The organism is Streptomyces sp. NPDC029138 (genome assembly GCF_055564375.1).
On sequence record NZ_JBVHWM010000030.1, the window covers coordinates 42,416 to 67,071 of the forward strand.

Consider the following 24,656-nt stretch of genomic DNA (forward strand, 5'->3'; position numbering starts at 1 on the left):
ACGGCGCCGGCGCGCCACGGATCGTCGTCCGTGGCGCGCCGGCTGGTGGGGCAGGCGTGGCCGTGTGGCCGCTGTGGTGCGCTTACCGCGTGCGGTTCTTGGTGATCCGGTCCGCCTTGGCGGCCAGCTGGTCGACCTTGCCCGCGTGGCCGAAGCCGCCGACCGACGCGGCCTTGACCGTGCCGTCCGCCGTGACGGTGTAGAGCGCCTGCTCCGGGTTGAGCAGGTCGTACGGGTTCTTGCCGTGCTCGGCGAGCATCAGCACGTACCGCTGACCGCCCCTGGCGAGCAGGGTGGTGTCCTTCTCCTGGTACGTGACGCCCCGGTAGGTGCCGCCGAGCTGGGCGACCTCGATGGTGTCGCCGACGGACACGTTCCCGGCGAGCGCCCGGGTGACCTTCACCTTGGAGACGGTGATGACGACCGGGTCCGCCTCGGCGGCCTTCTTGGCCTCCTTGGCCTCGGCGGGCGACAGGCCGGCCTGCGGGTTGGTGGCGGGGTCGGTGCCGGCGGGCGCGTCGGGCAGCATGTTCCGCACCCGGCTGCCGACCACGGTTCCCTCGACGACGGCGTCGGACTTCTGGAGGACGGCGTCGAGCGAGGCGTACTGGGGGTAGTCCGCGTGATAGGCCACGGTGTCCGAAGCGGCCCCGGACGCGGCGCCCTTGGTGGAGGAGCCGTCAGCGGAGCAGCCGACGGCGGCGAACGCGGCGAGCGCCGCCGTCCCCGTGATGAGAATGTTCCGTCTGGCGGTCATCGGTAGATCCTCTTCACCTCGGACTTGTCATAGGGCTGCGGCGTCTGCACCCTCGCGCGGTCCCGGCTGTGCTTCATCAGCGAGACCTTGTTCGTGTTCGGGTTGTCGGCGAGGCTCAGCGCGTGCCCCAGCTCGTGCGTGGTGGTGCTCCGGACGTACTTGTCGTACTTGGCGATGGTCCCGGTGTCCCGCCAGAGGGTCCTGGCGTTGACCTTGATCTGGAAGGACCGGTGCGCCCGTGTCCCGGACGGCGCGTACAGGCCGTACCAGCTGGCGCTGTAGTTGCCGGCCGTGAAGCTCGGCTTGGCGGTGGACTTGCGCTTGATGCTCGCGCCGACACCGGCGCTGTTCCAGTTGCCGCGACCGGTGTCGAAGTACTTGACCCACTCGTCGTTGATACCGACGGTCTTCACGCTGAACGACCGCGTGGGCATGCCCCCGCTGTAGTACGTCGCGTGGGCGGGCGCCGATACGGCCAGCGTCCCCGCGAGGGCCAGCGCGGCGGACGAGGTCAGGGTCACGGACGCGCGGGTGATTCTTCGATTCAAAACTGTTCCTCCGTGAATTGAGCAGGCGGCAGGGCCGAATGCGAACGCGCATTTCTCCACGGAAGGGATCCGAAAGGCAGGGGATACGGATGGTCGACGCATCCTGGAATGTGCTGGTATCCCCCTTGTGGTCCCCCGTTGTGCCTATGATCGAGACTCAGCATCACAGGCAGTGCAGATCTGGACATCGACCTCAAGGAGGAGCAGACACTCCTACTTGAGGCCGTGTCAGATCCGCGAAGCACCACGGGGGCAAGATGATTCGTGTACTTGTCGTGGACGACCAGGCATTAGTAAGGGAGGCGCTGCGGCGGTTGCTGGCGGCCGAGGACGACATGGAGGTTTCCGTCCGGACCAGCGCGGGGGCCCTGGCCGCCGTCCGGGAGACGGCGCCCGACGTCGTACTGCTCGACATGGTGACGCCCGCGCCCGACGGGCTCAGTCCACTGGCGTCGATACGTGAGCTGCCCGAGCCGCCGCCGGTGGCCGTGCTCACCGCCTTCGACGTCGGCGAGCAACTGGAGGCGGCCCTGCGCGGCGGCGCGGCCGGGTTCCTGCTCAAGGACAGCGCGCCCGCGCTGCTGGCCCAGGCGGTACGGGTCCTCGCGGCCGGCGGGGTCATCTGCACCCCGCGCGGCAGTCACGCCGTCCTGGCCCGGCACCTCACCGGCGGGGCGGAACCCGTGCTCGCCGAGCCGTCGCTGTCCGACCTGACCCGGCGCGAGCGTGAGGTCCTCACCCTCGTCGCCACCGGCCTTCCCAACGCCGACATAGCCGAGCGGCTGACCGTCGGCGTCACCACGGTGAAGACCCACATCACCGCGCTGAAGCGGAAGCTCCGCGCGTCGAACCGGGTCACCCTCGCCACGGTCGCCCAACGGGCGGGGCTGGCGTAACCGCCGCGCCGCGCGAAGGCCCTGCCCGAACAGCCGGGCGGGGCCTTCGCCGGATCGAGAACGGCTTCCGGCACCTCGCTGAAACCCCGCTCCCGGCGGGCATAAGGTCGCTGTCATGCCACCGGCCAAGAAGCGTCCCCGCAGCTACGACCCCGCCAAGACCCGAGCCGCGGTCTTCGCCCAGCTCGGCAACGTACGGGAGGCCGTGCGCGGCCTCACCCCGGAGCAGCTCGCCCTGCCGACCCGGCTCGGCGCCTGGACCGTACGGGACCTGATCGCGCACGTCGGCATGGGGGTCACCGCCGTGCACCGGGCCCTGGAGCTGCCCGCCCCGCCCCGGCCGACCGTCACCGTGGTCGAGTGGCCGTTCTCCACCGGGCCGCGCGCCGGCCACATCGACGACTTCACCCGGGGCCTGACCGCCGCCCACCCGGACCTCGGCGCCTACCTCGCCGACGTCGACCGGAGCCTGCGCGCCCTGCTGGACGAACACCCCGGCAACCGGCTGCTGGACACCAGCGCGGGCGCCCTGGCGCTGGACGACTACCTCGTCACCCGCGCCCTCGAACTCGCCGTCCACACCGACGACCTGAACGCCGCCGTCCCCGGCCTGGAGGTGCCGTACGACCGGCAGGCCCTGGCCGCCACCACCCGGCTGCTCGCCGACGCCCTCGCCGTGAAGGCGCCCGGCGGCTCCACCGAGGTGCGGGTGCCGCCGTACGCGGTCGTGCAGTGCGTCGAGGGCCCCCGGCACACCCGGGGCACCCCGCCCAACGTCGTGGAGACCGACCCGCTGACCTGGATGCGGCTCGCCACCGGCCGCGTGGCCTGGGCGGACGCGCTGGCCGCCGCCGAGGTCAGCGCGAGCGGGGAGCGGGCGGACATCGGGGGGCTGCTGCCGGTCATGTCGTAGCCGGAACCCGGGCGCGCCGGGGTACGTCGAATCACTATGAACCGGTGCAAGCAGCGCGTAACCCTGGCAGTGGCCGCCGTGCTTCTTCCGTTCACGGTGGTCTGTGGAAGCGTGAAGGCGGACAGTGGAGCGGTGAGCGTCCAGCAGCCGGTGACCGGGATCGACTGGCGGGTCGACAGCATCACCGTCGGCGATACCACCCGGCACGCGCCCGCCACCGCCCGCCTCCGCATCGACGAGGACGGCAAGGCGGCCGGCAACCTGGGCTGCAACCACTTCAGCGCCCGCGCCACCGTGCGCGGCGACCGCATCACCATCGGTGACCTGCGCACGACCAGGATGGCCTGCGCCGAGGAGCGCATGGACTTCGAGCGCGCCTTCGCGCGCATCCTCACCACCGGCACGCTCACCGCCAAGGCCGACGCGGCGAAGGCGACGCTCACCGACGGCGACGGCGACCGCGTCCACCTCAGCCGGAGCACCACCGGATGATGTGCGACACCTCACTCACGAACACGGCGAAGACGCCCGTGACCAGCCCGTACGGCGCGCCCGCAGCCCCCGTCGGCCGGTGACGCACCGCTCTCACCAGGGCAAACGGGGAATCCACCAAGGTGATCCATACCACCCGGCCCGTTACGGCCGCGTATCCCCAATTCGGACCAGTGGTCGACCTCGCCTACACTCGGTGGCGTGCCACGTGGTGACGGTCGACTCAATCACGATCTGCTTCCCGGCGAGAAGGGCCCCCAGGACGCTTGCGGCGTCTTCGGCGTCTGGGCTCCGGGTGAAGAGGTCGCAAAGCTCACGTACTTCGGGCTCTACGCCCTCCAGCACCGGGGTCAGGAATCCGCGGGAATCGCGGTCAGCAACGGCTCCCAGATCCTCGTCTTCAAGGACATGGGCCTGGTCTCCCAGGTCTTCGACGAGACCTCGCTCGGTTCGCTCCAGGGTCACATCGCGGTCGGACACGCCCGCTACTCGACCACCGGCGCCTCCGTGTGGGAGAACGCCCAGCCGACGTTCCGTGCCACCGCGCACGGCTCGATCGCGCTCGGCCACAACGGCAACCTGGTCAACACGGCGCAGCTCGCCGAGATGGTCGCCGACCTGCCGAACGACAACAACAGCCGCTCCACCCGTGTCGCGGCGACCAACGACACCGACCTGCTGACGGCCCTGCTGGCCGCCCAGGTCGACGAGGACGGCAAGCCGCTCACCATCGAGGAGGCCGCGCACGCGGTGCTCCCGAAGGTCAAGGGCGCCTTCTCCCTCGTCTTCATGGACGAGCACACCCTCTACGCCGCCCGTGACCCGCAGGGCATCCGCCCGCTGGTCCTCGGCCGGCTGGAGCGCGGCTGGGTGGTCGCCTCCGAGACCGCCGCGCTGGACATCACCGGCGCCAGCTTCGTCCGCGAGATCGAGCCGGGCGAGTTCGTCGCCATCGACGAGAACGGCCTGCGCAGCTCCCGATTCGCGGAAGCGAAGCCCAAGGGCTGTGTCTTCGAGTACGTGTACCTGGCCCGCCCGGACACCGACATCGCCGGCCGGAACGTCTACCTCTCCCGCGTGGAGATGGGCCGCCGGCTGGCCAAGGAAGCCCCCGCAGAGGCCGATCTGGTCATAGCGACCCCGGAGTCCGGCACGCCGGCCGCCATCGGCTACGCGGAGGCCTCCGGCATCCCCTTCGGCGCGGGTCTCGTGAAGAACGCGTACGTCGGCCGGACCTTCATCCAGCCCTCGCAGACCATCCGCCAGCTGGGCATCCGGCTGAAGCTGAACCCGCTGAAGGAAGTCATCAAGGGCAAGCGCCTGGTCGTCGTGGACGACTCGATCGTGCGCGGCAACACCCAGCGGGCCCTGGTGCGCATGCTCCGCGAGGCGGGCGCCGCCGAGGTCCACATCCGGATCTCCTCCCCGCCCGTGAAGTGGCCCTGCTTCTTCGGTATCGACTTCGCCACGCGCGCGGAGCTGATCGCCAACGGCATGACCATCGAGGAGATCGGCACCAGCCTCGGCGCCGACTCCCTGGCCTACATCTCCATCGACGGCATGATCGAGGCGACCACGATCGCCAAGCCGAACCTGTGCCGCGCCTGCTTCGACGGCGAGTACCCGATGGAGCTGCCGGACCCCGAGCTGCTCGGCAAGCAGCTGCTGGAGACCGAGCTGGCGGCCGGTCCGGCCGCGACCGCGGCGACCGACGCGATCCGCCGCCCGTAAGTTCTGCCGTACGACACGAAGGTTCTCACCCCATGTCTGAGACGACTGGTGCCAGCTACGCAGCCGCGGGCGTCGACATCGAAGCGGGAGACCGCGCCGTAGAGCTCATGAAGGAGTGGGTGAAGAAGACCCAGCGCCCCGAGGTCCTGGGCGGCCTCGGCGGCTTCGCCGGGCTCTTCGACGCCTCCGCGCTCAAGCGCTACGAGCGCCCGCTGCTCGCCTCCGCCACGGACGGCGTCGGCACGAAGGTCGACATCGCGCGCCGGATGGGCGTCTACGACACCATCGGCCACGACCTGGTCGCCATGGTCATGGACGACATCGTGGTGTGCGGTGCCGAGCCGCTGTTCATGACCGACTACATCTGCGTCGGCAAGGTGCACCCCGAGCGTGTCGCGGCCATCGTCAAGGGCATCGCGGAGGGCTGTGTACTGGCCGGCTGCGCCCTGGTGGGCGGTGAGACGGCCGAGCACCCGGGCCTGCTGGGCGAGGACGACTTCGACGTCGCCGGAGCCGGTACGGGCGTCGTGGAGGCGGACCGGCTGCTGGGCGCGGATCGCATCCGCACGGGCGACACCGTGATCGCCATGGCGTCCTCCGGGCTTCACTCGAACGGGTACTCCCTGGTCCGCCATGTCCTGCTGGACCGTGCCGGGACGGCCCTGGAGACTCAGGTCGCCGAGCTGGGCCGCACCCTCGGCGAGGAACTGCTGGAGCCCACGAAGATCTACTCGCTGGACTGCCTGGCGCTGACCCGCACGGCCGAGGTGCACGCGTTCAGCCACATCACCGGCGGCGGGCTCGCCGCGAACCTGGCCCGGGTGATCCCGGACGGGTTGCACGCCGTGGTCGACCGCTCCACCTGGACCCCGGGCGCGATCTTCGACCTGGTCGGGAAGACCGGGAACGTCGAGCGCCTGGAGCTGGAGAAGACCCTCAACATGGGCGTCGGCATGATCGCGATCGTCCCGGAGGAGTCCGCGGAGGTCGCCCTCGCGACGCTGGCCGACCGGGGTGTCGACGCCTGGGTCGCCGGTGAGATCACCGAGCGGGGCGAGAAGACGACCGGCGCGGAGCTGGTGGGAGACTACGCGGTCTGACCGTGCGGACAGCACAGAAGCCGGTCGGTGGCGGTGCCACCGACCGGACTCGTGCTCAGTGCAAGGTCAAGCGCCTCGACGGTGCTGTGCGGGACCTTCGTCCTCGTCCTCGTCGTCGTCCTCATAGAGGTCGGCGTAGCGGGAGTACAGGTCGTCGTCGTCATGCTCATCGTCCGTGAAGCGGTCGCCGTTCGGCGACTGGTTCGACGTCGATGCGCCCAGCTCCTCGGCCAGGCGTGAGAGGTCCGTCCCGCCGCTGTTGTACTTCAGCTGGCGGGCGACCTTCGTCTGCTTGGCCTTGGCCCGGCCGCGCCCCATGGCTCGACCCCCTCAACGACGGGGCTCGACGGCCCCAGAGTCTGACACGCGTTCATGATCTGGAACGGACTCTCCATGGAGAGGCCGGTCCGTAGGGCTTCCACGGTACCTGAGCCCGCGCCCATACGGTACGTCGCCCGCAGCACGCGCGTGTGCCCAAGACCTTCGAGGCGCCCTGTCCTCGCTGGTCAGTGGCGATTTTAACCACTTATCGGGGAACGACCCGCCGGTGGAAGTGAGAGTTCTCTCTAAGTTCCCGCCGACGGGTACCGCTCATGTGTGCGACCGGCTCAGTGCGCGGCCCGGCTCACGCGGGCGTCGGCCATCCGCTGCTCGGCGATCCGGTCGGCCGCGGCGGCCGGCGGAATCCCGTCGTCCTTCGCACGTGCGAATATGGCCAGCGTGGTGTCGAAGATCTTCGCCGCCTTCGCCTTGCACCGGTCGAAGTCGAACCCGTGCAGCTCGTCGGCCACCTGGATCACCCCGCCGGCGTTCACCACGTAGTCCGGCGCGTAGAGGATCCCGCGGTCGGCGAGGTCCTTCTCCACACCCGGGTGGGCCAGCTGGTTGTTGGCCGCACCGCAGACCACCCTGGCGGTGAGCACCGGGACGCTGTCGTCGTTCAGGGCGCCGCCGAGGGCGCAGGGGGCGTAGATGTCCAGCCCCTCGACCCGGATCAGCTCCTCGGTGTCGGCGACGGCCGTCACCCCCGCGGGGTACTGCTCCAGAATCCGCTGGACGGCGTCCACGCGGACGTCCGTGATGACGGCCTCGGCGCCCTCGTCCCGCAGGTGCTTCACCAGGTGACGGCCGACCTTGCCGACACCGGCGATGCCGACCTTGCGGCCGCGCAGCGAGGGATCGCCCCACAGGTGCTGGGCGGAGGCGCGCATGCCCTGGTAGACCCCGAAGGCGGTGAGTACGGAGGAGTCGCCGGCGCCGCCGTTCTCGGGGGAGCGGCCGGTGGTCCAGCGGCACTCGCGGGCCACCACGTCCATGTCGGCGACATACGTGCCGACGTCGCACGCGGTGACGTAGCGACCGCCGAGGGAGGCGACCATGCGGCCGTAGGCGAGGAGCAGCTCCTCGGTCTTGTCGCGCTCCGGGTCGCCGATGATCACGGCCTTGCCACCGCCGTGGTCGAGACCGGCCATGGCGTTCTTGTACGACATCCCGCGCGCGAGGTTCAGGGCGTCGGCGACGGCCTCGGCCTCGGTCGCGTACGGGTAGAAGCGCGTGCCGCCGAGGGCGGGGCCCAGGGCGGTGGAGTGGATGGCGATCACGGCCTTGAGGCCGCTGGCGCGGTCCTGGCAGAGCACGACCTGCTCATGGCCGCCCTGGTCCGAGTGGAACAGGGTGTGCAGGACATCGGCAGGCGCGCCGGTTACGTCGGTCACTGTGGTGACTCCTGTGTACTAGCGGCGAGTGGGGTCGGTCCCCGTGCGGGTGGCGGGGAGCCGTGGCATGAGCGTAGAGCCTCGGCTCCCTCACCATCCGCGCAGTGTTCAGGATCACTCGCCAGGGCCCGCTCCGCACGTATGCGCGTGGCACGATTTGCAGTGGTTTCGAGCCGGGTCCGATGGGGAGGGAGCAGGCGTGCCGAAGGTGTCCTCCGTGGTCGTCCCCTATGCCGCGTACCTGCGCGTGTACGAGCCGCTGGGCGCCTTCCCGGAGCCGGAGCGCGGGCACTGGGCGCGCTACGCCCGCCGCCCCGACCGCCCCTCGTACCAGGACGAACTGCGTCGCTCCCTGGCCGACCTGCTGCCCATCCCGCCGATCGCGGTGCCGGTGCACGAGAGCAGCGACGCCTTCGTGCTGGAGGTCGACGGGGTGGTCTGCGTGTGCCCCTGGCGGACCCGGCTGCGCGGCTGGCAGGCCCTGGAGGAGCTGGCCGAGGAGCTGCCCCCGCCGGTGCTGGACGCGGTGCTGCCGCCGGTGGTGCGCCGGCAGGCCGCCCAGGACTACGAGCGCTGGCTGGCCCGCAACCCCGACGCCCGTCCCTGGATCCGCACGGCGACCTGGCAGGTGCCGCTGAACTGGTTCGTGCTGGTCTCGGACGAGGAGCGGCGGTACGACAAGGGGACCGCCGACGTGCCGCCGGCGCTGCGCTACCGCACCCCGATGGTGCAGGCCCGGCGCCGGGTGGCGCGGGCGCTGCGCACGCTGAGGGACACCGTCGAGGAGGGCCCGCTGATCGACGGTCTGGTGGACGTCGGCCGCTGGCTGGAGGAGTTCCACCCGCGCTCGCTGGTGGAGCTGGACTACGGCGGCCTGGTGCACGTGCTGCCGGCCGGCGAGCTGGAGGACGATCACTCGGCGGCGGACGTGGCGGCCGGGATCGAGGCGCTGCGCCAGGGGGACGGGGAGGCCGCCGGGGAGGCGTACGGGCGGCTGGTGGAGCGGTGGCGGGCGGTACGGGACCGGCGCTCCGCGAACTGAGTGACGTACGTCACGGTCAAATCGGTGACAGAGGACGTACGTTCTACTCGCTTAGACCACCTGACGGGACGTTGGCCTCGATCTGGGACTTCTGTCTCAAGGGTGATGGACGGCACTTACCCGGCCCTTGCGCCTCTTGGCACCCCTCGTGCCAAAATAGGACAAGGAGTCCGGGGAAGGCTCCATCCGCCCAACTGTGCTCCATGGTGGGCGGATTCTCAGCATTGCACGCTTTGGGGGGTCTGGTGACTCCTGATCGTCCTGTGACTGATCGTCACAGTGGCGTGACTGTCCGCTATGGCATGGTCCATCGGCTTCCGTCGCTGATGAACACCTGGGAGGGCAATTCCATCGGTTTGGCCGACGCGGCTGGACAGATGGTGTAGTTGTAGTGCCGAGGACAAGCCGTTCGTCCTATAACCGACTCGACTCGCGTCCGCCATTTCGGGCAACGCGGGTCAAGGTGCAGAATTTAGAGGAAAGAACCGAGAAGGTTCGGTTCTCCCGAGGAGGCCGCTCATGACCGCTCGCACCCCTGATGCCGAGCCGCTGCTGACCCCGGCTGAGGTCGCCACCATGTTCCGCGTCGACCCCAAGACGGTCACGCGGTGGGCGAAGGCCGGCAAGCTCACGTCCATCCGCACGCTCGGCGGGCACCGCCGCTACCGCGAGGCCGAGGTCCGCGCTCTGCTCGCGGGCATCCCGCAGCAGCGCAGCGAGGCCTGAACAACTGCATAACCGGGCAAGACGGTCGGTCCCCCAACTGGCCGAGGCGCCCGAACCCTAGCTCCAAGCGACGCGGGACCTGCCCCAACAGGCCCCTCGCCCAGGCCGAAGAGAACGTTGTAGGCAAGCGACACAGGGTGCGTCGTCGATCGCGCTGGACTCCGCCGGGTCCAGCGCGATCTTTTTTGTGCGCAGGTCGGGGAGTGTGAGCGGCGCTTGTGAGCGTCCTTGTCGGAGTCTGGGGAGGGGTGTCGGAACGGCTGTGCGCGACTCCTGGGAGCGGTGCAATTGCACATATTAAATTGACCCGTTGTATGAAGGGGGTAAGTACCGCTGTTTCAAAAACTCATGCGGTGACTCCCGTCACACGCCCGGACGCTTGTTGGCTGCGGGTCGCATGCGTTAGAGGGGCGTCCGGGCGGTGCGCGTGCCTCAGAGTCCCACGCCTGTACGGCGGTTGGGCCGGCGGAGGTCACGCGTGACGAGGGGCTTCGCCGTCCTCGGGAGTCTCCCGCTCGGCCTCCTGGGCCCGTGGGGCGGCGTCCATCGCCAGCCGCAGCAGGTGGTGGCAGATGGGGCAGTGGCGGGTGAGATGCCGGTAGGAGGAGGCGGCCGACAGATGCGCCCTCAGAAGCGCCCGCGTCTCATGCCTGACCGACGCCGCCATACGCCACCTCCAGGGGCCGCACAGGGGGAACGAGCCCTGCTCCCTGAGTACCGAGGGAATGTGACGCCGTCAAGACGCCAAGCGGCTCCGCCGGCTCGGCCGGGCTGTCGGGTGCCGGCGCCGGGGGTGCCCCCTGGGGGCTGCGCCCCAGACCCCCATCGGCCCTGGCGGGTCTCGTCCTCAAACGCCGGACGGGCTGATTTCCCCCGCCGGGCGACATGACTGAGGCCCGCTGTCCGTTGCGGGATGCGGGCCTCGGCGTAGACGGCGGTCTTGACGGGATCTGCTGTACCGGATTGCGGCTTCGCCGCGGGCGCGGCCTCTGCGTTGGTCTGGTGGGGGTATGACTGAGGCCCGCTGTCCGTTGGGGGATGCGGGCCTCGGTCGTTTGTGCGGTCCTGACGGGATTTGCTGTGTTCGATTGCGGCTTCGCCGCGGGCGCGGCCTGTGCGTTGGTCTGGTGGGGGGTATGACTGAGGCCCGCTGTCCCTTGCGGGATGCGGGCCTCGGTCGTTTGCGCGGTCCTGACGGGATTTGCTGTGTTCGACTGCGGCTTCGCCGAGGGCGCGGCCTGTGCGTTGGTCTGGTGGGGGTATGACTGAGGCCCGCTGTCCGTTGGGGGATGCGGGCCTCGGTCAATGGCGCGGTCCTGACGGGATTTGCTGTGTTCGACTGCGGCTTCGCCGAGGGCGCGGCCTGTGCGTTGGCCTCGTGGGGGTATGACTGAGGCCCGCTGTCCCTCGCGGGATGCGGGCCTCGGTCGTCTGTGCGGTCCTGACGGGATTTGCTGTGTTCGATTGCGGCTTCGCCGCGGGCGCGGCCTCTGCGTTGGTCTGGTGGGGGTATGACTGAGGCCCGCTGTCCGTTGGGGGATGCGGGCCTCGGTCAATGGCGCGGTCCTGACGGGATTTGCTGTGTTCGACTGCGGCTTCGCCGAGGGCGCGGCCTGTGCGTTGGTCTGGTGGGGGGTATGACTGAGGCCCGCTGTCCCTTGCGGGATGCGGGCCTCGGCCTAGATGCGGTCCTGACGGGATTTGAACCCGCGGCCTCCACCTTGACAGGGTGGCGAGCACTCCAAACTGCTCCACAGGACCAGGTTTCGCGGCGCTTGTTCGTGCGTTGCGCTGCGAGAAGAGACTGTACAGGAGGGTGAGGGCCCTGGTCGAACTCACCCTCCGTACGGGTCCGGTTACGGGACGGCCGCGTCGATCGCCTTGACGATCCGCTTGTCGGAGACGGGGTACGCCGTGCCCAGCGCGTGGGCGAAGTAGCTGACCCGCAACTCCTCCAGCATCCAGCGGATGTCCAGGACGGCGGGCGGGACCGGGCGGCCCTTCGGGAGCTGTTCCAGGAGCCAGGCGTACTCGTCCTGCATCTCGTGGACCTTCTCCATGCGGGTCGTGTCCCGCTGGACGTTCGTCGCCATCTGCTGGAGGCGGCGGTCGGCGGCCACCAGGTAGCGCATCAGGTCGGGCAGGCGCCGTATGCCCGCCCAGGTGACGAAACCGGGCTTCACGAGGGCGTCCAGCTGCTTGCGGACGTCCGTCAGGTTTGCGAGCAGCGCGGGGCTGCTGACGGCCTTCAGGCGCCGCTCACAGGCCTGCCAGGCGGCGAGGACCTGCTGCACCTGGGCGACCGTACGGACCGTGGTGTCCACGATCTCGGCGCGCACCTTGTCGTACAGCTTCCGGTACGACTCCTCGTCCCACGCCGGCCCCCCGAAGTCAGCGATCAGCTTGTCCGCCGCGGCCATCGCGCAGTCGTCGAACAGGGCCTGGATCGAGCCGTGGGGGTTGGCCGAGAGGGCGAGTTTCTGGGCGTTCGTCAGCTTCTCGGATGCGAACTTCGCGGGATTCACCGGGATGTTGCGCAGGATCAGCCGGCGGGTGCCCTTCCACATGGCCTCCGCCTGCTCCTCCTCCGTGTCGAAGAGGCGGACGGAGACCGTGTCGCCGTCGTCCACCAGCGCCGGGTACGCCTTCACCGGCTGGCCGGCCCGGCGTGTCTCGAAGACCCGGGTGAGGGTGCCGATCGTCCAGTCCGTGAGGCCCTTGCGCTCCAGTGACTCCCCGCCCTCGCGGGACGCGGTCGCCGCCGCGGCCTGGGAGAGGGCTTGGCGCGCCTTCGGCTTCAGGCGCAGCTTGAGCGCCTCCAGGTCCTTGTCCTCGGCCAGCTTCCGGCGCCGCTCGTCGACGATCCTGAAGGTGATCTTCAGGTGGTCGGGGACCTTGGCCCAGTCGAAGTCGTCCGCCTCGAACGGAACGCCGACCATCCGCTTCAGCTCGCGGGCCATCGTGACGGTCAGCGGCTCCTGGAGGGGCACCGCCTTCTCCAGGAACGCCTTCGCGTAGTTCGGCGCCGGTACGTAGTTGCGGCGGATCGGCTTCGGCAGGGAGCGGATCAGCTCCGTCACCACCTCCTCGCGCAGGCCCGGGATCTGCCAGTCGAAGCCCTCGTCCGTGACCTGGTTGAGGACCTGGAGCGGGATGTGGACCGTCACACCGTCGGCGTCCGCACCCGGCTCGAACTGGTACGTCACCCGGAACTTCAGCTGGCCCTGCCGCCAGGTGTCGGGATAGTCGGCCTTGGTGACCGCCTCCGCCGACTCCCGGATGAGCATCTCCCGCTCGAAGTCCAGGAAGTCCGGCTGCTCCTGGCGCTTCCGCTTCCACCAGGAGTCGAAGTGGGCGCCGGAGACGACGTGTTCGGGCACCCGCTGGTCGTAGAAGTCGAAGAGCGTGTCGTCGTCGACCACGATGTCCCGGCGCCGGGCGCGGTGCTCCAGCTCCTCGACCTCGCTGAGCAGCTTGCGGTTGTCGGCGAAGAACTTGTGGTGCGTGCGCCAGTCGCCCTCCACGAGGGCGTTGCGGATGAACAGCTCGCGGGAGACCTCCGGGTCGATCCGGCCGTAGTTCACCTTCCGCTGGGCGACGATCGGGACGCCGTACAGCGTGACCTTCTCGTACGCCATCACGGCCGCCTGGTCCTTCTCCCAGTGCGGTTCGCTGTACGTCCGCTTGAGCAGGTGCCCGGCCAGCGGCTCGACCCACTCCGGCTCGATCTTGGCGTTGACCCGGGCCCAGAGCCGGCTCGTCTCCACCAGCTCGGCCGACATCACGAACTTCGGCTGCTTCTTGAACAGTGCCGAGCCCGGGAAGATCGCGAACTTGGCGTTGCGGGCGCCCAGGTACTCGTTCTTGTTGCCGTCCTTCACGTCCTTCATCCCGATGTGGGAGAGGAGGCCGGCGAGGAGGGAGACGTGGATCCGGTCGGCCGGGGCGTCGTCCTCGTTCGGATGGATGCCCATCTGCTTGGCGACCGTGCGCAGCTGGGTGTAGATGTCCTGCCATTCGCGAATGCGCAGGAAGTTCAGGTACTCCTGCTTGCACATCCGGCGGAAGGACGACGAGCCGCGCTCGCGCTGCTGCTCGCGGATGTACCGCCACAGGTTCAGATAGGCGAGGAAGTCGCTGGTCTCGTCCTTGAATCGGGCGTGCTGCTGGTCGGCCTGGGTCTGCTTCTCGGCGGGGCGCTCGCGCGGGTCCTGGATGGACAGGGCGGCGGCGATGACCATGACCTCGCGGACACAGCCGTTCTTGTCGGCCTCCAGGACCATCCGGGCCAGGCGGGGGTCGACGGGCAGCTGGGCCAGCTTGCGGCCGGTGTCCGTGAGCCGCTTGCGGGGGTCCTTCTGGGCCGGGTCCAGCGCGCCCAGCTCCTGGAGCAGCTGTACGCCGTCGCGGATGTTGCGGTGGTCCGGCGGGTCGATGAAGGGGAACTTCTCGATGTCGCCGAGGCCGGCCGCGGTCATCTGGAGGATGACGGAGGCGAGGTTCGTCCGCAGGATCTCGGCGTCCGTGAACTCCGGGCGGGCGACGAAGTCGTCCTCGGAGTACAGCCGGATGCAGATGCCGTCGGAGGTACGGCCGCAGCGGCCCTTGCGCTGGTTGGCGCTGGCCTGGCTGATCGGCTCGATGGGCAGCCGCTGGACCTTGGTGCGGTGGCTGTAGCGGCTGATCCGGGCGAAGCCGGGGTCGATGACGTACTTGATGCCGGGGACGGTCAGGGAGGTCTCGGCGACGTTGGTGGCCAGAACGATCCTGCGGCCGGTGTGCTGCTGGAAGACGCGGTGCTGTTCGGCGTGGGAGAGCCGGGCGTAGAGGGGGAGGACCTCCGTGAAGCGGTACTTCTTCTTCTCGAGGGCGTCGGCCGTGTCGCGGATCTCCCGCTCGCCGGAGAGGAAGACGAGGATGTCGCCCGGGCCCTCGGCCTGGAGTTCCTCGACGGCATCGCAGATCGCGGTGATCTGGTCTCGGTCGGCGTCGTCCGATTCCTCTTCGAGGAGCGGCCGGTAGCGGACCTCCACGGGATACGTCCGCCCGCTGACCTCGACGATCGGGGCGTCGCCGAAGTGCCGGGAGAAGCGCTCCGGGTCGATGGTCGCCGAGGTGATGACGACCTTCAGGTCGGGCCGCTTCGGCAGCAGCTGGGCGAGGTAGCCCAGCAGGAAGTCGATGTTGAGGGACCGCTCGTGGGCCTCGTCGATGATGATCGTGTCGTAGGCGCGCAGCTCGCGGTCGGTCTGGATCTCGGCGAGCAGGATGCCGTCCGTCATCAGCTTGATGAAGGTGGCGTCCGGGTTCACCTGGTCGGTGAACCGCACCTTCCAGCCGACGGACTCGCCGAGGGGCGTCCTCAGCTCCTCCGCGACCCGCTCGGCGACGGTCCGGGCGGCGATCCTGCGGGGCTGGGTGTGCCCGATCATGCCGCGCACGCCCCGGCCCAGCTCCAGGCAGATCTTCGGGATCTGGGTGGTCTTCCCGGAACCGGTCTCACCGGCCACGATGACGACCTGGTGATCGCGGATGGCGGCCGCGATCTCGTCCTTCTTCTGGCTGACCGGCAACTGCTCGGGGTAGGTGACGGCGGGCACGCGGGAGCGCCGCTCGGCCATACGGGCCTCGGCCTTGCCGATCTCGCCGTCGATCTCGGCGAGGACGGCGGCACGGGCCTCCGGCTTACGGATCTTGCGCGCGCCCTCCAGCCGCCGCCCGAGCCGATGCGCGTCGCGCAGCGACAGTTCGGTCAGACGGGGTGCGAGGGTGCCGAGGGCGGGGGCGGGATGCGTAGACATACGCGACCCAGGATCTCACCTGGGGCGAAAAACAAGCGAACGATTTGACCGGGGCGCGATGTCACAGCATGACCTAGCGTGGTCGATATGCCTGATTCCCCTCACGGAGACCACGGCCGCCCCCCGACCCGCGCGGAGCGCTGGGCGGCGTTCAAGGCATCCCCTTTCCTCCCTGCCACCGTCCTCCTCCTGATCATCGCCGTGGCGGCCGGCTTCTTCGCCGGTTCGTACACGTACGCCATGGCGAACCCGACCCCGCACAGCATCCCCACGGCGGTGACCGGTGCCGCCTACGACCAGCCGGCGGCCCGGCGGTTCATCGGCGGCATGGAAAAGGCGCTGCGCGCCTCCATGCGACTGCACCCGTACGACGACCGGGAGGACGCGGTGCGGGCGGTGGACCAGCAGAAGGTCTTCGCGGTGGTCGACGCGTCCGCCGACGGCCGGACGATCACCCTGGACGTGTCCGGGGCGTCCGGGGCGACGGTCGCCCAGGTGCTGGGGGAGGCGGCGCTGAAGGTCGGCAGGGCCACCGGCGCCACCGTGGTGGTCCACGACCTGAAGCCGTTGCAGAAGGGCGACCCGAGAGGGCTGGCCATCTTCTACATCTCCCTCGCCGCCGTGATCATCGGCTTCGTCGGCGCGATCCAGCTCAGCGTGCACGCGTCGGAGCTGAACCCGCTGGAGCGGATCTGCTTCACCGTCGCCTACGCCCTGCTCGGCGGGTTCTCGATCGCCGCGGTGGTGGACTGGCTGCTGGGGGCGCTGAGGCTGCCGTTCCTGGAGTCGTGGGCGATCCTCGCCCTCACCATGTTCACCTCGGGCATGGTGTTCACGATGTTCAACACCCTGTTCGGGCGCTGGGCCATGCTGCCGACATGGGGGCTGCTGGTGCTGCTGGGCAACCCGTCGTCCGGCGGTGCCGTCTCCTGGCCCCTGCTGCCGTCCGCGCTGGGCACGATCGGTCGCTGGTTGCCGCCCGGTGCCTCGGTGAACGCCCAGCACACGGCGGTGTACTTCCGCGGCTACCAGCACGCGTTCCCGTTCCTGGTACTGGCGGGCTGGGCGGTCGTCTCGTGCGCGGTCTTCCTGACCTGGCGGCACCGCCATCCGGGCGGCAGACCGCGGCAGCCGGCCCACGCGGCCTAGGGGGTGCGCTGGGCGGGCGGGGCCGGCGGGGCGGCCTCGGTGTGCCGGCGGGCCGGGCCGTCCCCGAGAGCGATCGACTTCGCGGTGTTGGAGACGGCCTTGATGCCCAGATAGGCGGTGGTCATGCTGCTGACGGCGGTGAACGCGGCGGTGAGGACGCCGACGATCACCGCCTTGTCCCCGTCGAGCCGCCACACGCCGAAGGCGGCGACCGCGGCGATCGACAGATTGCTGGTGACGACCGCGAGCAGCCCGTACCGGGCCCGGTCCTTCTCCAGCTCGGTGTCCTGGCTGGCTCTGTCCCCGTCCCGGCCCATGTCTCCCCCGCCCCCCCGCGCACCACGCGCGATCAGCGCCGAACGTAGCGCCGACCGGGCGTGGTGCCAAGGTCATCGGACGTCGACGTAGTCCTCCGTGCCGCTGCCCACGAAGTGCTTGCTGTCGGGATACAGGAGGACGGGCACCCAGGTGCCGTCCTGCCTGGCCGTGAAGCCCTTGCTGAAGGAGCCGCTGCTCCTCGTGGTGACCGTGGACATCAGGTACCAGGTCTTCGCGCCCTTGGGGCGGAAGAGGATCTGCACCTTCTTGCCGCCGTAGGCCTTCCACGTGCTGGAGCCGACCGCGCGCTCCTGGAGGACGCCCTTGACGGTGATCGTCCGGCCCTTGGTCACCGGCTCGGGGGACGCGTTGGCGTCCTTCACCCGGGTGAGGGCGCGGTTGCGGCGCAGGCTGTTGCTGGTGGTGCCCTTGATGTCCTTGGTGGTGGAACCGGCGTACCGCAGGCGCCAGTAGCCGTCCGTGTAACCGGGCACCTTGTCGGCGACGAACTGCGAGCCGAAACTGACCTTCACGGTCTTCTTCGTCGCCCAGCCGGTCTTGCCGTTCGGCGAGTACTGGATGTCCACGCTCGCCTGGTCGTTGACGTCACGACCGATCAGGTCGAGGGTGCCGGTGACCTTCAGCTGCGCGTACTTGTCCAGCGACGCGGTGAACCCGGTGAACCTGGTCGTCGCGGTGACGGCCACGGTGACGTCGGACGTGCTGCGCTGGGCGAAGGGGTTGTACGACAGGAAGGAGATCTCGTACAGGCTCTTGCTGCCGTACGGGGTCCGCACGAAGGAGAAGCGGCCGTTCGCGTCGGTCGTGGTGCCGGTGGGGCTACAGGTGCTGCACTCCTTGTAGTCCATCTCCAGCGGGATGCCGGCCAGCGGCTTCCACTCCCCGCCGAACTGGTACTGGAGCGTGCCGGTGACGTTGATCTTCTCGCCGGTGGTGACGTGGAAGCTGCTCTGGTCGAGGACCATCCGGGTCGGCGCGGCCTTCGGCCGGACGTCGATCCAGGAACTGGCGGCGAAGCCGAGGTCGCCGTTGTAGTCGGCGAATGCCCAGCCGGCCTGGGTCAGCTGGTGGGGGACGGCGAAGTGGCCGGCCTCGTCGGTGACGGCGGTCGCCTTCCCGCTGCCCCCGTCGAACGTGAGGTCCACGGAGGCACCGGGTAGCGGCTCGGTCTCCCGGGTGCTGGGGTCGCGGACGACCATGTCGCCGGCGGCCGTGATCGTCTTGTGCTCGATGTCCGGCTCGGTCGGCGTGACGGCGAAGCCGCTGAAGACGGGCTGCTTCTCGTAGTGCAGCGTGCCCGCGTTCTTCTGGACGGTCGTCTCGCCCGAGCCGTCCGTGGCCTCGATGTCGACCGTGTAGTCGCCGAGGGCGTCCAGGTGGATCGGCTGGGACGCCCAGACGGCGTCCCACGAACTGGACTCGTACCGCTGGGTGAAGTCGGTGATCGTGGCCACCGGTGCGTCGGTCTCGCTGCCGCCGGCCGGGCGGAGCGTCGCGACGAGCTTGCTGACCGCGCCGCTGAAGTTGAGGCGGACGTCGAGCACCGACCAGTCGGCCTGGTCGCTGTAGGCGCTTCTGACGGTCGGGCCCGCGGCGTGGGCGGTGCCGGGCAGGGCGAGTGCGGCGACCAGGACGGCGCCGGTCGTCACCAACCCTCTGGCAATCTGTGTCAAGTACCCCCCTCAGGGTCTCCTGTACGACGAAAACCCCCCTCCGGTCGAGCGGGAGTGGGGGTTCTCGCCAATGTGGCCTGATCGTACTGGTGGCCGGTGGTCCGGACCAGGGCCTGGTGACCAGTGATCGCGGCGACACGAAAGAGCCCCTCTCCGATGAGATTCGGAGAGGGGCTCAGGCCCTGGTCAGGGCGGTTGTGGCTGGGGCCGGGGTCGAACCGGCGACCTTCCGCTTTTCAGGCGGACGCTCGTACCAACTGAGCTACCCAGCCACGGTGTTTCACGTGAAACACCAGCGGTCCTGACGGGATTTGAACCCGCGGCCTCCACCTTGACAGGGTGGCGAGCACTCCAAACTGCTCCACAGGACCAAGCGTGCGTGCAACAGTGTCGCACACGGTATTGCGTGCCCCCAACGGGATTCGAACCCGTGCTACCGCCTTGAAAGGGCGGCGTCCTAGGCCGCTAGACGATGAGGGCTATCGGCCCGCCTGGGCGCTTCTCAGCGCGTCGGGGACGTGAGAAGCATATGGGATGGCGAGGGGTATCGCCAAAACGGTTTACGGCGAGGTGTTGCGAGCGGTCGGGGAAGGGGAGCGCGAGGCACCGGTGGCGCCCGGTTGGTTCTCATCCGCCAGATGGCGGCTGACCTCAGCCGTTGTCAGCCCCAGGCCCCCCAGCTTGATCGCGTCCCAGGCCTGGAGCCGACGGCTGTCCCGGTCGAAGTAGAGGATCGAGGCCTCGATCGGAGCCGGGTACTCGCGCTCCACGGCCCGCAGCCCGCTGCCGCCGGTCGAGCCCTCCATGCGCAGCCGGGTGCCGTACCGCAGCAGCTCCGTGCCCTCGTGGTGCAGATGCCCGCAGAGCACCAGCGGCACCGCACCGTCGGTCTCCCGGGCGGCGGACGGCTCGTGCGCGACCGCCACGTCCACGGGGGTGCCGGCCGTCCGCTGATCGCGCAGGGCGCTGGCCAGCCGGTCGCCCGCCAACTGCTCGGACGCCTCACGGCCGGGCACCGCCGAGCGGTCGGGGGTGAACTGCGGATCGCCGATGCCCGCGAACCGCAGGCCCGCCACCGTCTCCGCCCGCCCGTCGTCCAGGACGCGCACGTTCTTCATGCGCTCCAGATAGCGCTGGGTCGTCCGGGAGTCATGGTTGCCGCGCACCCAGACGTACGGCACGCCCAGATCACGGATCGGGTCGAGGAAGCCGTTCTCCGCCGCCGTACCGTGATCCATCGTGTCGCCGGAGTCGACGATCACGTCCACCTTGTACTGCTCCACCAGGGAGCCGATGATCTTCCAGCTCGCCGGGTTGAGGTGGATGTCCGACACGTGCAGGACGCGGATGGTGGACGGGTCCGGCCGGTAGGCGGGGAGGGTGGAGGTGACGTCGTAGAGCTTCGTCACGTTTGTCACCAGGCGCGCCAATTCCTTCTGGTAGACGTCGAATTCCGTGACGATGCTGCGCGCGTTGCCGACCACGGACGGCGCCGAGCTGAGCAGCCCGGAGAACCGCGGCTCCAGGACCGACTTCGGGTTCCAGGTCGCGTACGCCGTCGCGCCCGAGGCGCCCAGCAGGGCCAGGGCCAGTCCGCCGGCGGCCAGGGCGCGGCGCGGGCGGCGGTAGACGGCGAGGCCGAGGGCCGTGGCCCCGGAGACCACGGCGACGCAGGAGCGTACGGCCAGGTCCAGGGTGCCGTGCTCGACGTCCCGGGCGACCTCGTCCTGTAGGCCGGAGAGCCGCTCGGGGTGGTCGACCAGTGCCTGGGAGCGGAGCGGGTCCAGCTGGTCGACGTTCACGTCCAGGCGGACCGGTGCCACATGGCTGTCCAGGCTGAGCGAGCCCAGCGGGGACACGTTGATCTTCGTGCCGCCGCTGAGGGAGGGGCGCAGCGCCATCGTCGTGTCCATCGGGCCGACCGGGGCCCGGACGTTGCCGACGACCAGCAGGCCCAGCCAGGCGCCGACGAGGACGACCGAGGTGAGCCCCAGGGCGCGCAGCCAGGGGCGGGGGCGGGCGGCGAGTTCCAGGGCGGGGAGGGAGCGGGTGCGGTCGGGGCGTGGGCGGTTCGGGGTCCGGTTCAGCATGGCGCTCAGGGCTGCGGGGACGCGGGCCATTGGTGCCGTATGCCCACGTCCCCTGGTGGATATGCGGCGGCGTTCCCGGACAATGACCGTGTGCTGGAGATGACGCGCGAGGAGTTCGAGGAACTGGTCGCCGAGGCGCTCGACCGGATTCCGCCGGAGCTGACGCGGCTCATGGACAACGTGGCCGTGTTCGTGGAGGACGAGCCGCCCGCCGACGACCCCGAGCTGCTCGGGTTCTACGAGGGCACCCCGCTCACCGAGCGGGGCGAGTGGTACGCGGGTGTCCTGCCGGACCGGATCACCATCTACCGCGGGCCGACGCTCAGGATGTGCGAGAGCCGCGAGGACGTCGTGGCGGAGACCGAGGTGACCGTGGTCCATGAGATCGCCCACCACTTCGGCATCGACGACGCCAGACTGCATGCCCTCGGCTACGGCTGAGCGGTGGATTGCGGGCGTGGGCGAGCACGGGCCGTTGGGGCCGGGTGGTGATTGACGCGCCCGGCTGACGACGGGGTGTGTGCGCCCCGGGTGGGGATTGACGCGTCCGGCTGAAGACGGGCCGTGTGCGCCGGGTGAGAATTGACGCGCTCGGCTGAACACGGGCCGTGTGGGCCGGGTCGCGAACGGGCTGTGCCTGGGCCGTGTGTGCCGAGGTGGTGGCGCGCACGGGCGGGCGGGACCGCGTGCGCTGGGCATGGGTGACCGTGTGGCGGGGTGCGGGTCCTGTCCGGGGTGCGGGTGACCGCATGGCGGGGCATGGGTCCTGTCTGCGGCGTGGGTGACCGCCTGGCGGGGTGCGGATCCTGTCCGGGGTGCGGGTGACCGTGTGGTCGGGCGCGGGCCCCCTGCGCTGGGCGGTGATCGACTCGCGCGGGCCGCGCCGGGCCGCGCGGGCGCGGGCGCTGGGCGGCGATGCGGGTGGGGCGCGTGTCCTCTTGTGGGCGGCGGGAGTTGGGGAGGTTGACTCCTTTCCTTGCCCCCGGAGGTGGCCGCCGTGCGCCCCTTGTACGTACCCGTCCGTCTCGCCGTCGCGGCACTGGCCGTCACCGCCGCCGCCGGCTGTGTGAACGTGGGCGACGACGCGGGCCGGGTCCGGCCCTCCCACTCGGCGGGGCAGCGCGGCGGCGAGGCACCCGACGGCGGCCCGGTGGCCGGCGCGGGCGGCCTCGTCGAGGAAGGAGGCGGGGCCGGTGACGGCAAGCACGGGCACGGCGGCAAGGCGAAGCGGGGGAAGTCGGGCTCGGCGTCGGCCACCCCGTCGGCCGCGCGCAGCGCCTCGCACGCACCGGCCGAGCCGGGCGAGACCGCCGAGCCCGGGGAGCCGGTGCCGACGAAGGCGCCGCCGACGCCTCCCGTGACCTCCGCCCCGCCCGAGCCGCCGGCCTCCACCCCGCCGCCGCCCGTCTCCGAGCCGCCGTCGGCCGAGCCGTCCTCGTCGGCGCACGAGGAGACGGGCCCGCAGTTGGTCCAGCGGGAGCCGGCACCGGCGGCGGGCATGCCGGTGTAGACGCGTGAGCGCCGCCCGGCCGGCACCACCGCATTCCGTCGCCGTCGCCGTCGCCGTCGCCGTGGGCGGGGGCCGATGCGGCGGGAAAGAGAGTGTGAGCTGCGCCTCTGCGGCTCGGTTTGCCTTCGGGGGTGGTAGGTGCGTATGGTGGTAGATCGTTTGATCCCATTTGCCCGGCGCCACCACAGAGCGCGCCGTGTGGCGCGTACTCTCCTTTGCCGTGGCGGACCGCATTGAGGCGGTCGTGAGCGATTCACGGAGTTGACGGGCGCGTGCCGAAGAGACTCCGGAAGGTTTCGCATTCGCATGTCCGTGTCCAGCACTGACCAGATCGTCGTGTCCGAGAACGAGATCGAGATCGAGAACAACACCGAGATCGAGAACGCACTCGTCGACGAGACGACCGAGGTCACCGAGGCCCCCGAGGCCGCTGACACCCCCCAGACCATCACCTTCGCCGACCTCGGCCTCCCCGAGGGCATCGTGCGCAAGCTCGCACAGAACGGCGTGACGACCCCCTTCCCGATCCAGGCCGCGACCATCCCGGACGCCCTGGCCGGCAAGGACATCCTCGGCCGTGGCCGCACCGGCTCCGGCAAGACCCTCTCCTTCGGCCTGCCGACCCTGGCCCTGCTGGCCGGCGGCCGCACCGAGAAGAAGCGGCCCCGCGCCGTCATCCTCACCCCGACCCGCGAGCTGGCCATGCAGGTCGCGGACGCCCTCCAGCCGTACGGCGACGTCCTCGGCCTGAAGATGAAGGTCGTCTGCGGCGGCACCTCGATGGGCAACCAGATCTACGCCCTGGAGCGTGGCGTCGACATCCTCGTCGCCACTCCGGGCCGGCTGCGCGACATCATCAACCGTGGCGCCTGCTCGCTGGAGGACGTGCGGATCGCCGTCCTGGACGAGGCCGACCAGATGTCCGACCTGGGCTTCCTGCCCGAGGTCACCGAGCTGCTCGACCAGGTCCCGGCCGGCGGCCAGCGGATGCTCTTCTCCGCCACGATGGAGAACGAGATCAAGACTCTGGTCGACCGCTACCTGAACGAGCCCGTCCTGCACGAGGTGGACGCGGCCCAGGGCGCGGTGACGACCATGTCGCACCACATCCTCATCGTGAAGCCCAAGGACAAGGCGCCGGTCACGGCCGCGATCGCCTCCCGCAAGGGCCGCACGATCATCTTCGTCCGCACCCAGCTGGGCGCCGACCGCGTCGCCGAGCAGCTGCGCGAGGCCGGCGTGAAGGCCGACGCGCTGCACGGCGGCATGACCCAGGGCGCCCGCACCCGCACCCTGGCCGACTTCAAGGACGGTTACGTCAACGTCCTGGTCGCCACCGACGTCGCCGCGCGCGGCATCCACGTCGACGGCATCGACCTGGTCCTGAACGTGGACCCGGCCGGCGATCACAAGGACTACCTGCACCGCGCGGGCCGTACTGCCCGCGCCGGCCGTACCGGCACGGTCGTGTCGCTCTCCCTGCCGCACCAGCGGCGCCAGATCTTCCGCCTGATGGAGGACGCCGGCGTCGACGCGGCCCGCCACATCATCCAGGGCGGCGCCGCCTTCGACCCGGAGGTCGCCGAGATCACCGGCGCCCGCTCCATGACGGAGGTCCAGGCCGAGTCCGCCGCCAACGCCGCCCAGCAGGCCGAGCGCGAGGTCGCCCAGCTCACCAAGCAGCTGGAGCGCGCCCAGCGCCGCGCGACCGAGCTGCGCGAGGAGGCCGACCGGCTGGTCGCCCGGGTCGCCCGCGAGCGCGGCGACGACCCCGAGGCGGCGGTGGCCGAGGCCCAGGCGACGGCGGCGGAGCAGCTCGCCGTGGCCGAGGAGCCCGCGGAGCGCGAGACCGAGCGCGAGGAGCGTCCGGCGGCTTCGGCACCGTACGAGCGCCGGGAGCGGCGTCCGTTCGACCGTGACCGTGACCGGGACCGTGGCTTCGAGCGTCGTGACGACCGTCGTGACGACCGGGGCGGCCGTTCCTTCGAGCGCCGCGACGACCGCCGTCCGTTCGACCGTGACCGTGACCGGGACCGTGGCTTCGAGCGTCGTGACGACCGTCGTGACGACCGCGGTGGCCGTTCCTTCGAGCGCCGCGACGACCGCCGTCCGTTCGACCGTGACCGTGACCGGGACCGTGGCTTCGAGCGTCGTGACGACCGTCGTGACGACCG

The 24,656-nt window shown here is 70.3% G+C and carries 20 protein-coding genes and 4 tRNA genes; 11 read left to right on the top strand and 13 right to left on the bottom strand.

The window, feature by feature from the left end:
* Positions 1-82 precede the first annotated feature (82 nt).
* Both ACZ4WH_RS23145 and ACZ4WH_RS23150 read right to left on the bottom strand, forming a co-directional pair.
* Positions 83-757, bottom strand: a complete 675-nt coding sequence (locus tag ACZ4WH_RS23145) for a hypothetical protein (protein WP_468183274.1) — start codon at positions 755-757, stop codon at positions 83-85.
* On the bottom strand, positions 754-1,278 hold the full coding sequence (locus tag ACZ4WH_RS23150) for a zinc metalloprotease (RefSeq protein ID WP_468183276.1): 525 nt from the start codon (positions 1,276-1,278) through the stop codon (positions 754-756). The genes ACZ4WH_RS23145 and ACZ4WH_RS23150 overlap by 4 nt, the downstream gene beginning before the upstream one ends.
* A gap of 284 nt (positions 1,279-1,562) precedes the next feature.
* Here ACZ4WH_RS23150 and ACZ4WH_RS23155 point away from each other — a divergent pair, with 284 nt between their 5' ends.
* The 5 genes from ACZ4WH_RS23155 to purM all read left to right on the top strand — a co-directional run bounded on the left by ACZ4WH_RS23155 (position 1,563) and on the right by purM (position 6,437).
* Entirely contained in the window at positions 1,563-2,201 is a 639-nt protein-coding gene (locus ACZ4WH_RS23155; RefSeq protein ID WP_468183278.1) for a response regulator, read from the top strand.
* Positions 2,202-2,316: 115 nt separating this feature from the next.
* Positions 2,317-3,114: a maleylpyruvate isomerase family mycothiol-dependent enzyme gene (locus ACZ4WH_RS23160; protein WP_468183280.1), complete on the top strand. Its 798-nt coding sequence runs from the start codon at positions 2,317-2,319 to the stop codon at positions 3,112-3,114.
* A gap of 132 nt (positions 3,115-3,246) precedes the next feature.
* Positions 3,247-3,606 (top strand): META domain-containing protein, encoded by a 360-nt coding sequence (locus tag ACZ4WH_RS23165; protein ID WP_468183282.1) that lies wholly within the window; start codon positions 3,247-3,249, stop codon positions 3,604-3,606.
* A 201-nt stretch (positions 3,607-3,807) separates the two neighbouring features.
* Complete coding sequence (gene purF, locus ACZ4WH_RS23170; protein ID WP_468183284.1) at positions 3,808-5,337, top strand: amidophosphoribosyltransferase; 1,530 nt, start codon at positions 3,808-3,810, stop codon at positions 5,335-5,337.
* Between the two features lie 32 nt (positions 5,338-5,369).
* Entirely contained in the window at positions 5,370-6,437 is a 1,068-nt protein-coding gene (gene purM, locus ACZ4WH_RS23175) for a phosphoribosylformylglycinamidine cyclo-ligase (protein ID WP_468183286.1), read from the top strand.
* A gap of 66 nt (positions 6,438-6,503) precedes the next feature.
* Here the strand turns inward: purM and ACZ4WH_RS23180 are convergent, their stop codons facing one another.
* The gene (locus ACZ4WH_RS23180; RefSeq protein ID WP_030656912.1) at positions 6,504-6,755 is read right to left on the bottom strand and encodes a DUF3073 domain-containing protein; all 252 of its coding nucleotides are present in this window, start codon (positions 6,753-6,755) and stop codon (positions 6,504-6,506) included.
* Positions 6,756-7,045: 290 nt separating this feature from the next.
* Entirely contained in the window at positions 7,046-8,152 is a 1,107-nt protein-coding gene (locus ACZ4WH_RS23185) for a Leu/Phe/Val dehydrogenase (protein WP_468183288.1), read from the bottom strand.
* Between the two features lie 199 nt (positions 8,153-8,351).
* On the opposite strand from ACZ4WH_RS23185, the gene ACZ4WH_RS23190 reads away from it, so the two are divergent.
* Both ACZ4WH_RS23190 and bldC read left to right on the top strand, forming a co-directional pair.
* Positions 8,352-9,194, top strand: a complete 843-nt coding sequence (locus tag ACZ4WH_RS23190; RefSeq protein WP_468183290.1) for a DUF8083 family protein — start codon at positions 8,352-8,354, stop codon at positions 9,192-9,194.
* 519 nt (positions 9,195-9,713) lie between these two features.
* Entirely contained in the window at positions 9,714-9,920 is a 207-nt protein-coding gene (gene bldC, locus ACZ4WH_RS23195) for a developmental transcriptional regulator BldC (protein ID WP_003949541.1), read from the top strand.
* Positions 9,921-10,392: 472 nt separating this feature from the next.
* Here the strand turns inward: bldC and ACZ4WH_RS23200 are convergent, their stop codons facing one another.
* From ACZ4WH_RS23200 to hrpA, 3 genes are all read right to left on the bottom strand, one after another.
* Positions 10,393-10,587 carry a DUF6274 family protein gene (locus tag ACZ4WH_RS23200; RefSeq protein WP_468183292.1) on the bottom strand — a complete coding sequence of 65 codons (195 nt, stop codon included), beginning with the start codon at positions 10,585-10,587 and terminating at the stop codon, positions 10,393-10,395.
* A 1,019-nt stretch (positions 10,588-11,606) separates the two neighbouring features.
* A tRNA-Asp gene (locus ACZ4WH_RS23205) sits at positions 11,607-11,681 on the bottom strand.
* A 95-nt stretch (positions 11,682-11,776) separates the two neighbouring features.
* Positions 11,777-15,721 carry an ATP-dependent RNA helicase HrpA gene (gene hrpA, locus ACZ4WH_RS23210; RefSeq protein WP_468183294.1) on the bottom strand — a complete coding sequence of 1,315 codons (3,945 nt, stop codon included), beginning with the start codon at positions 15,719-15,721 and terminating at the stop codon, positions 11,777-11,779.
* An 87-nt stretch (positions 15,722-15,808) separates the two neighbouring features.
* Here hrpA and ACZ4WH_RS23215 point away from each other — a divergent pair, with 87 nt between their 5' ends.
* Positions 15,809-16,870, top strand: coding sequence for an ABC transporter permease (locus ACZ4WH_RS23215; RefSeq protein ID WP_468183296.1), 1,062 nt, complete (start codon positions 15,809-15,811; stop codon positions 16,868-16,870).
* Here the strand turns inward: ACZ4WH_RS23215 and ACZ4WH_RS23220 are convergent.
* The 6 genes from ACZ4WH_RS23220 to ACZ4WH_RS23245 all read right to left on the bottom strand — a co-directional run bounded on the left by ACZ4WH_RS23220 (position 16,867) and on the right by ACZ4WH_RS23245 (position 21,002).
* The gene (locus tag ACZ4WH_RS23220) at positions 16,867-17,187 is read right to left on the bottom strand and encodes a hypothetical protein (RefSeq protein ID WP_468183298.1); all 321 of its coding nucleotides are present in this window, start codon (positions 17,185-17,187) and stop codon (positions 16,867-16,869) included. The genes ACZ4WH_RS23215 and ACZ4WH_RS23220 overlap by 4 nt on opposite strands.
* A gap of 72 nt (positions 17,188-17,259) precedes the next feature.
* Positions 17,260-18,882, bottom strand: a complete 1,623-nt coding sequence (locus ACZ4WH_RS23225; protein WP_468183300.1) for a hypothetical protein — start codon at positions 18,880-18,882, stop codon at positions 17,260-17,262.
* A gap of 198 nt (positions 18,883-19,080) precedes the next feature.
* Positions 19,081-19,154: transfer RNA gene (locus tag ACZ4WH_RS23230), tRNA-Phe, on the bottom strand.
* Positions 19,155-19,178: 24 nt separating this feature from the next.
* Positions 19,179-19,253 (bottom strand) — tRNA-Asp (locus ACZ4WH_RS23235).
* Positions 19,254-19,289: 36 nt separating this feature from the next.
* Positions 19,290-19,362 (bottom strand) — tRNA-Glu (locus tag ACZ4WH_RS23240).
* An 80-nt stretch (positions 19,363-19,442) separates the two neighbouring features.
* Positions 19,443-21,002, bottom strand: coding sequence for a metallophosphoesterase family protein (locus tag ACZ4WH_RS23245; RefSeq protein ID WP_468183302.1), 1,560 nt, complete (start codon positions 21,000-21,002; stop codon positions 19,443-19,445).
* Positions 21,003-21,062: 60 nt separating this feature from the next.
* On the opposite strand from ACZ4WH_RS23245, the gene ACZ4WH_RS23250 reads away from it, so the two are divergent.
* The 3 genes from ACZ4WH_RS23250 to ACZ4WH_RS23260 form a co-directional block, all read left to right on the top strand.
* Positions 21,063-21,413: a metallopeptidase family protein gene (locus ACZ4WH_RS23250; RefSeq protein ID WP_468183304.1), complete on the top strand. Its 351-nt coding sequence runs from the start codon at positions 21,063-21,065 to the stop codon at positions 21,411-21,413.
* Between the two features lie 556 nt (positions 21,414-21,969).
* Complete coding sequence (locus ACZ4WH_RS23255; RefSeq protein ID WP_468183306.1) at positions 21,970-22,482, top strand: hypothetical protein; 513 nt, start codon at positions 21,970-21,972, stop codon at positions 22,480-22,482.
* A gap of 306 nt (positions 22,483-22,788) precedes the next feature.
* Positions 22,789-24,656: DEAD/DEAH box helicase (locus ACZ4WH_RS23260; RefSeq protein ID WP_468183308.1), on the top strand; the 1,868-nt coding region annotated here is incomplete at its 3' end.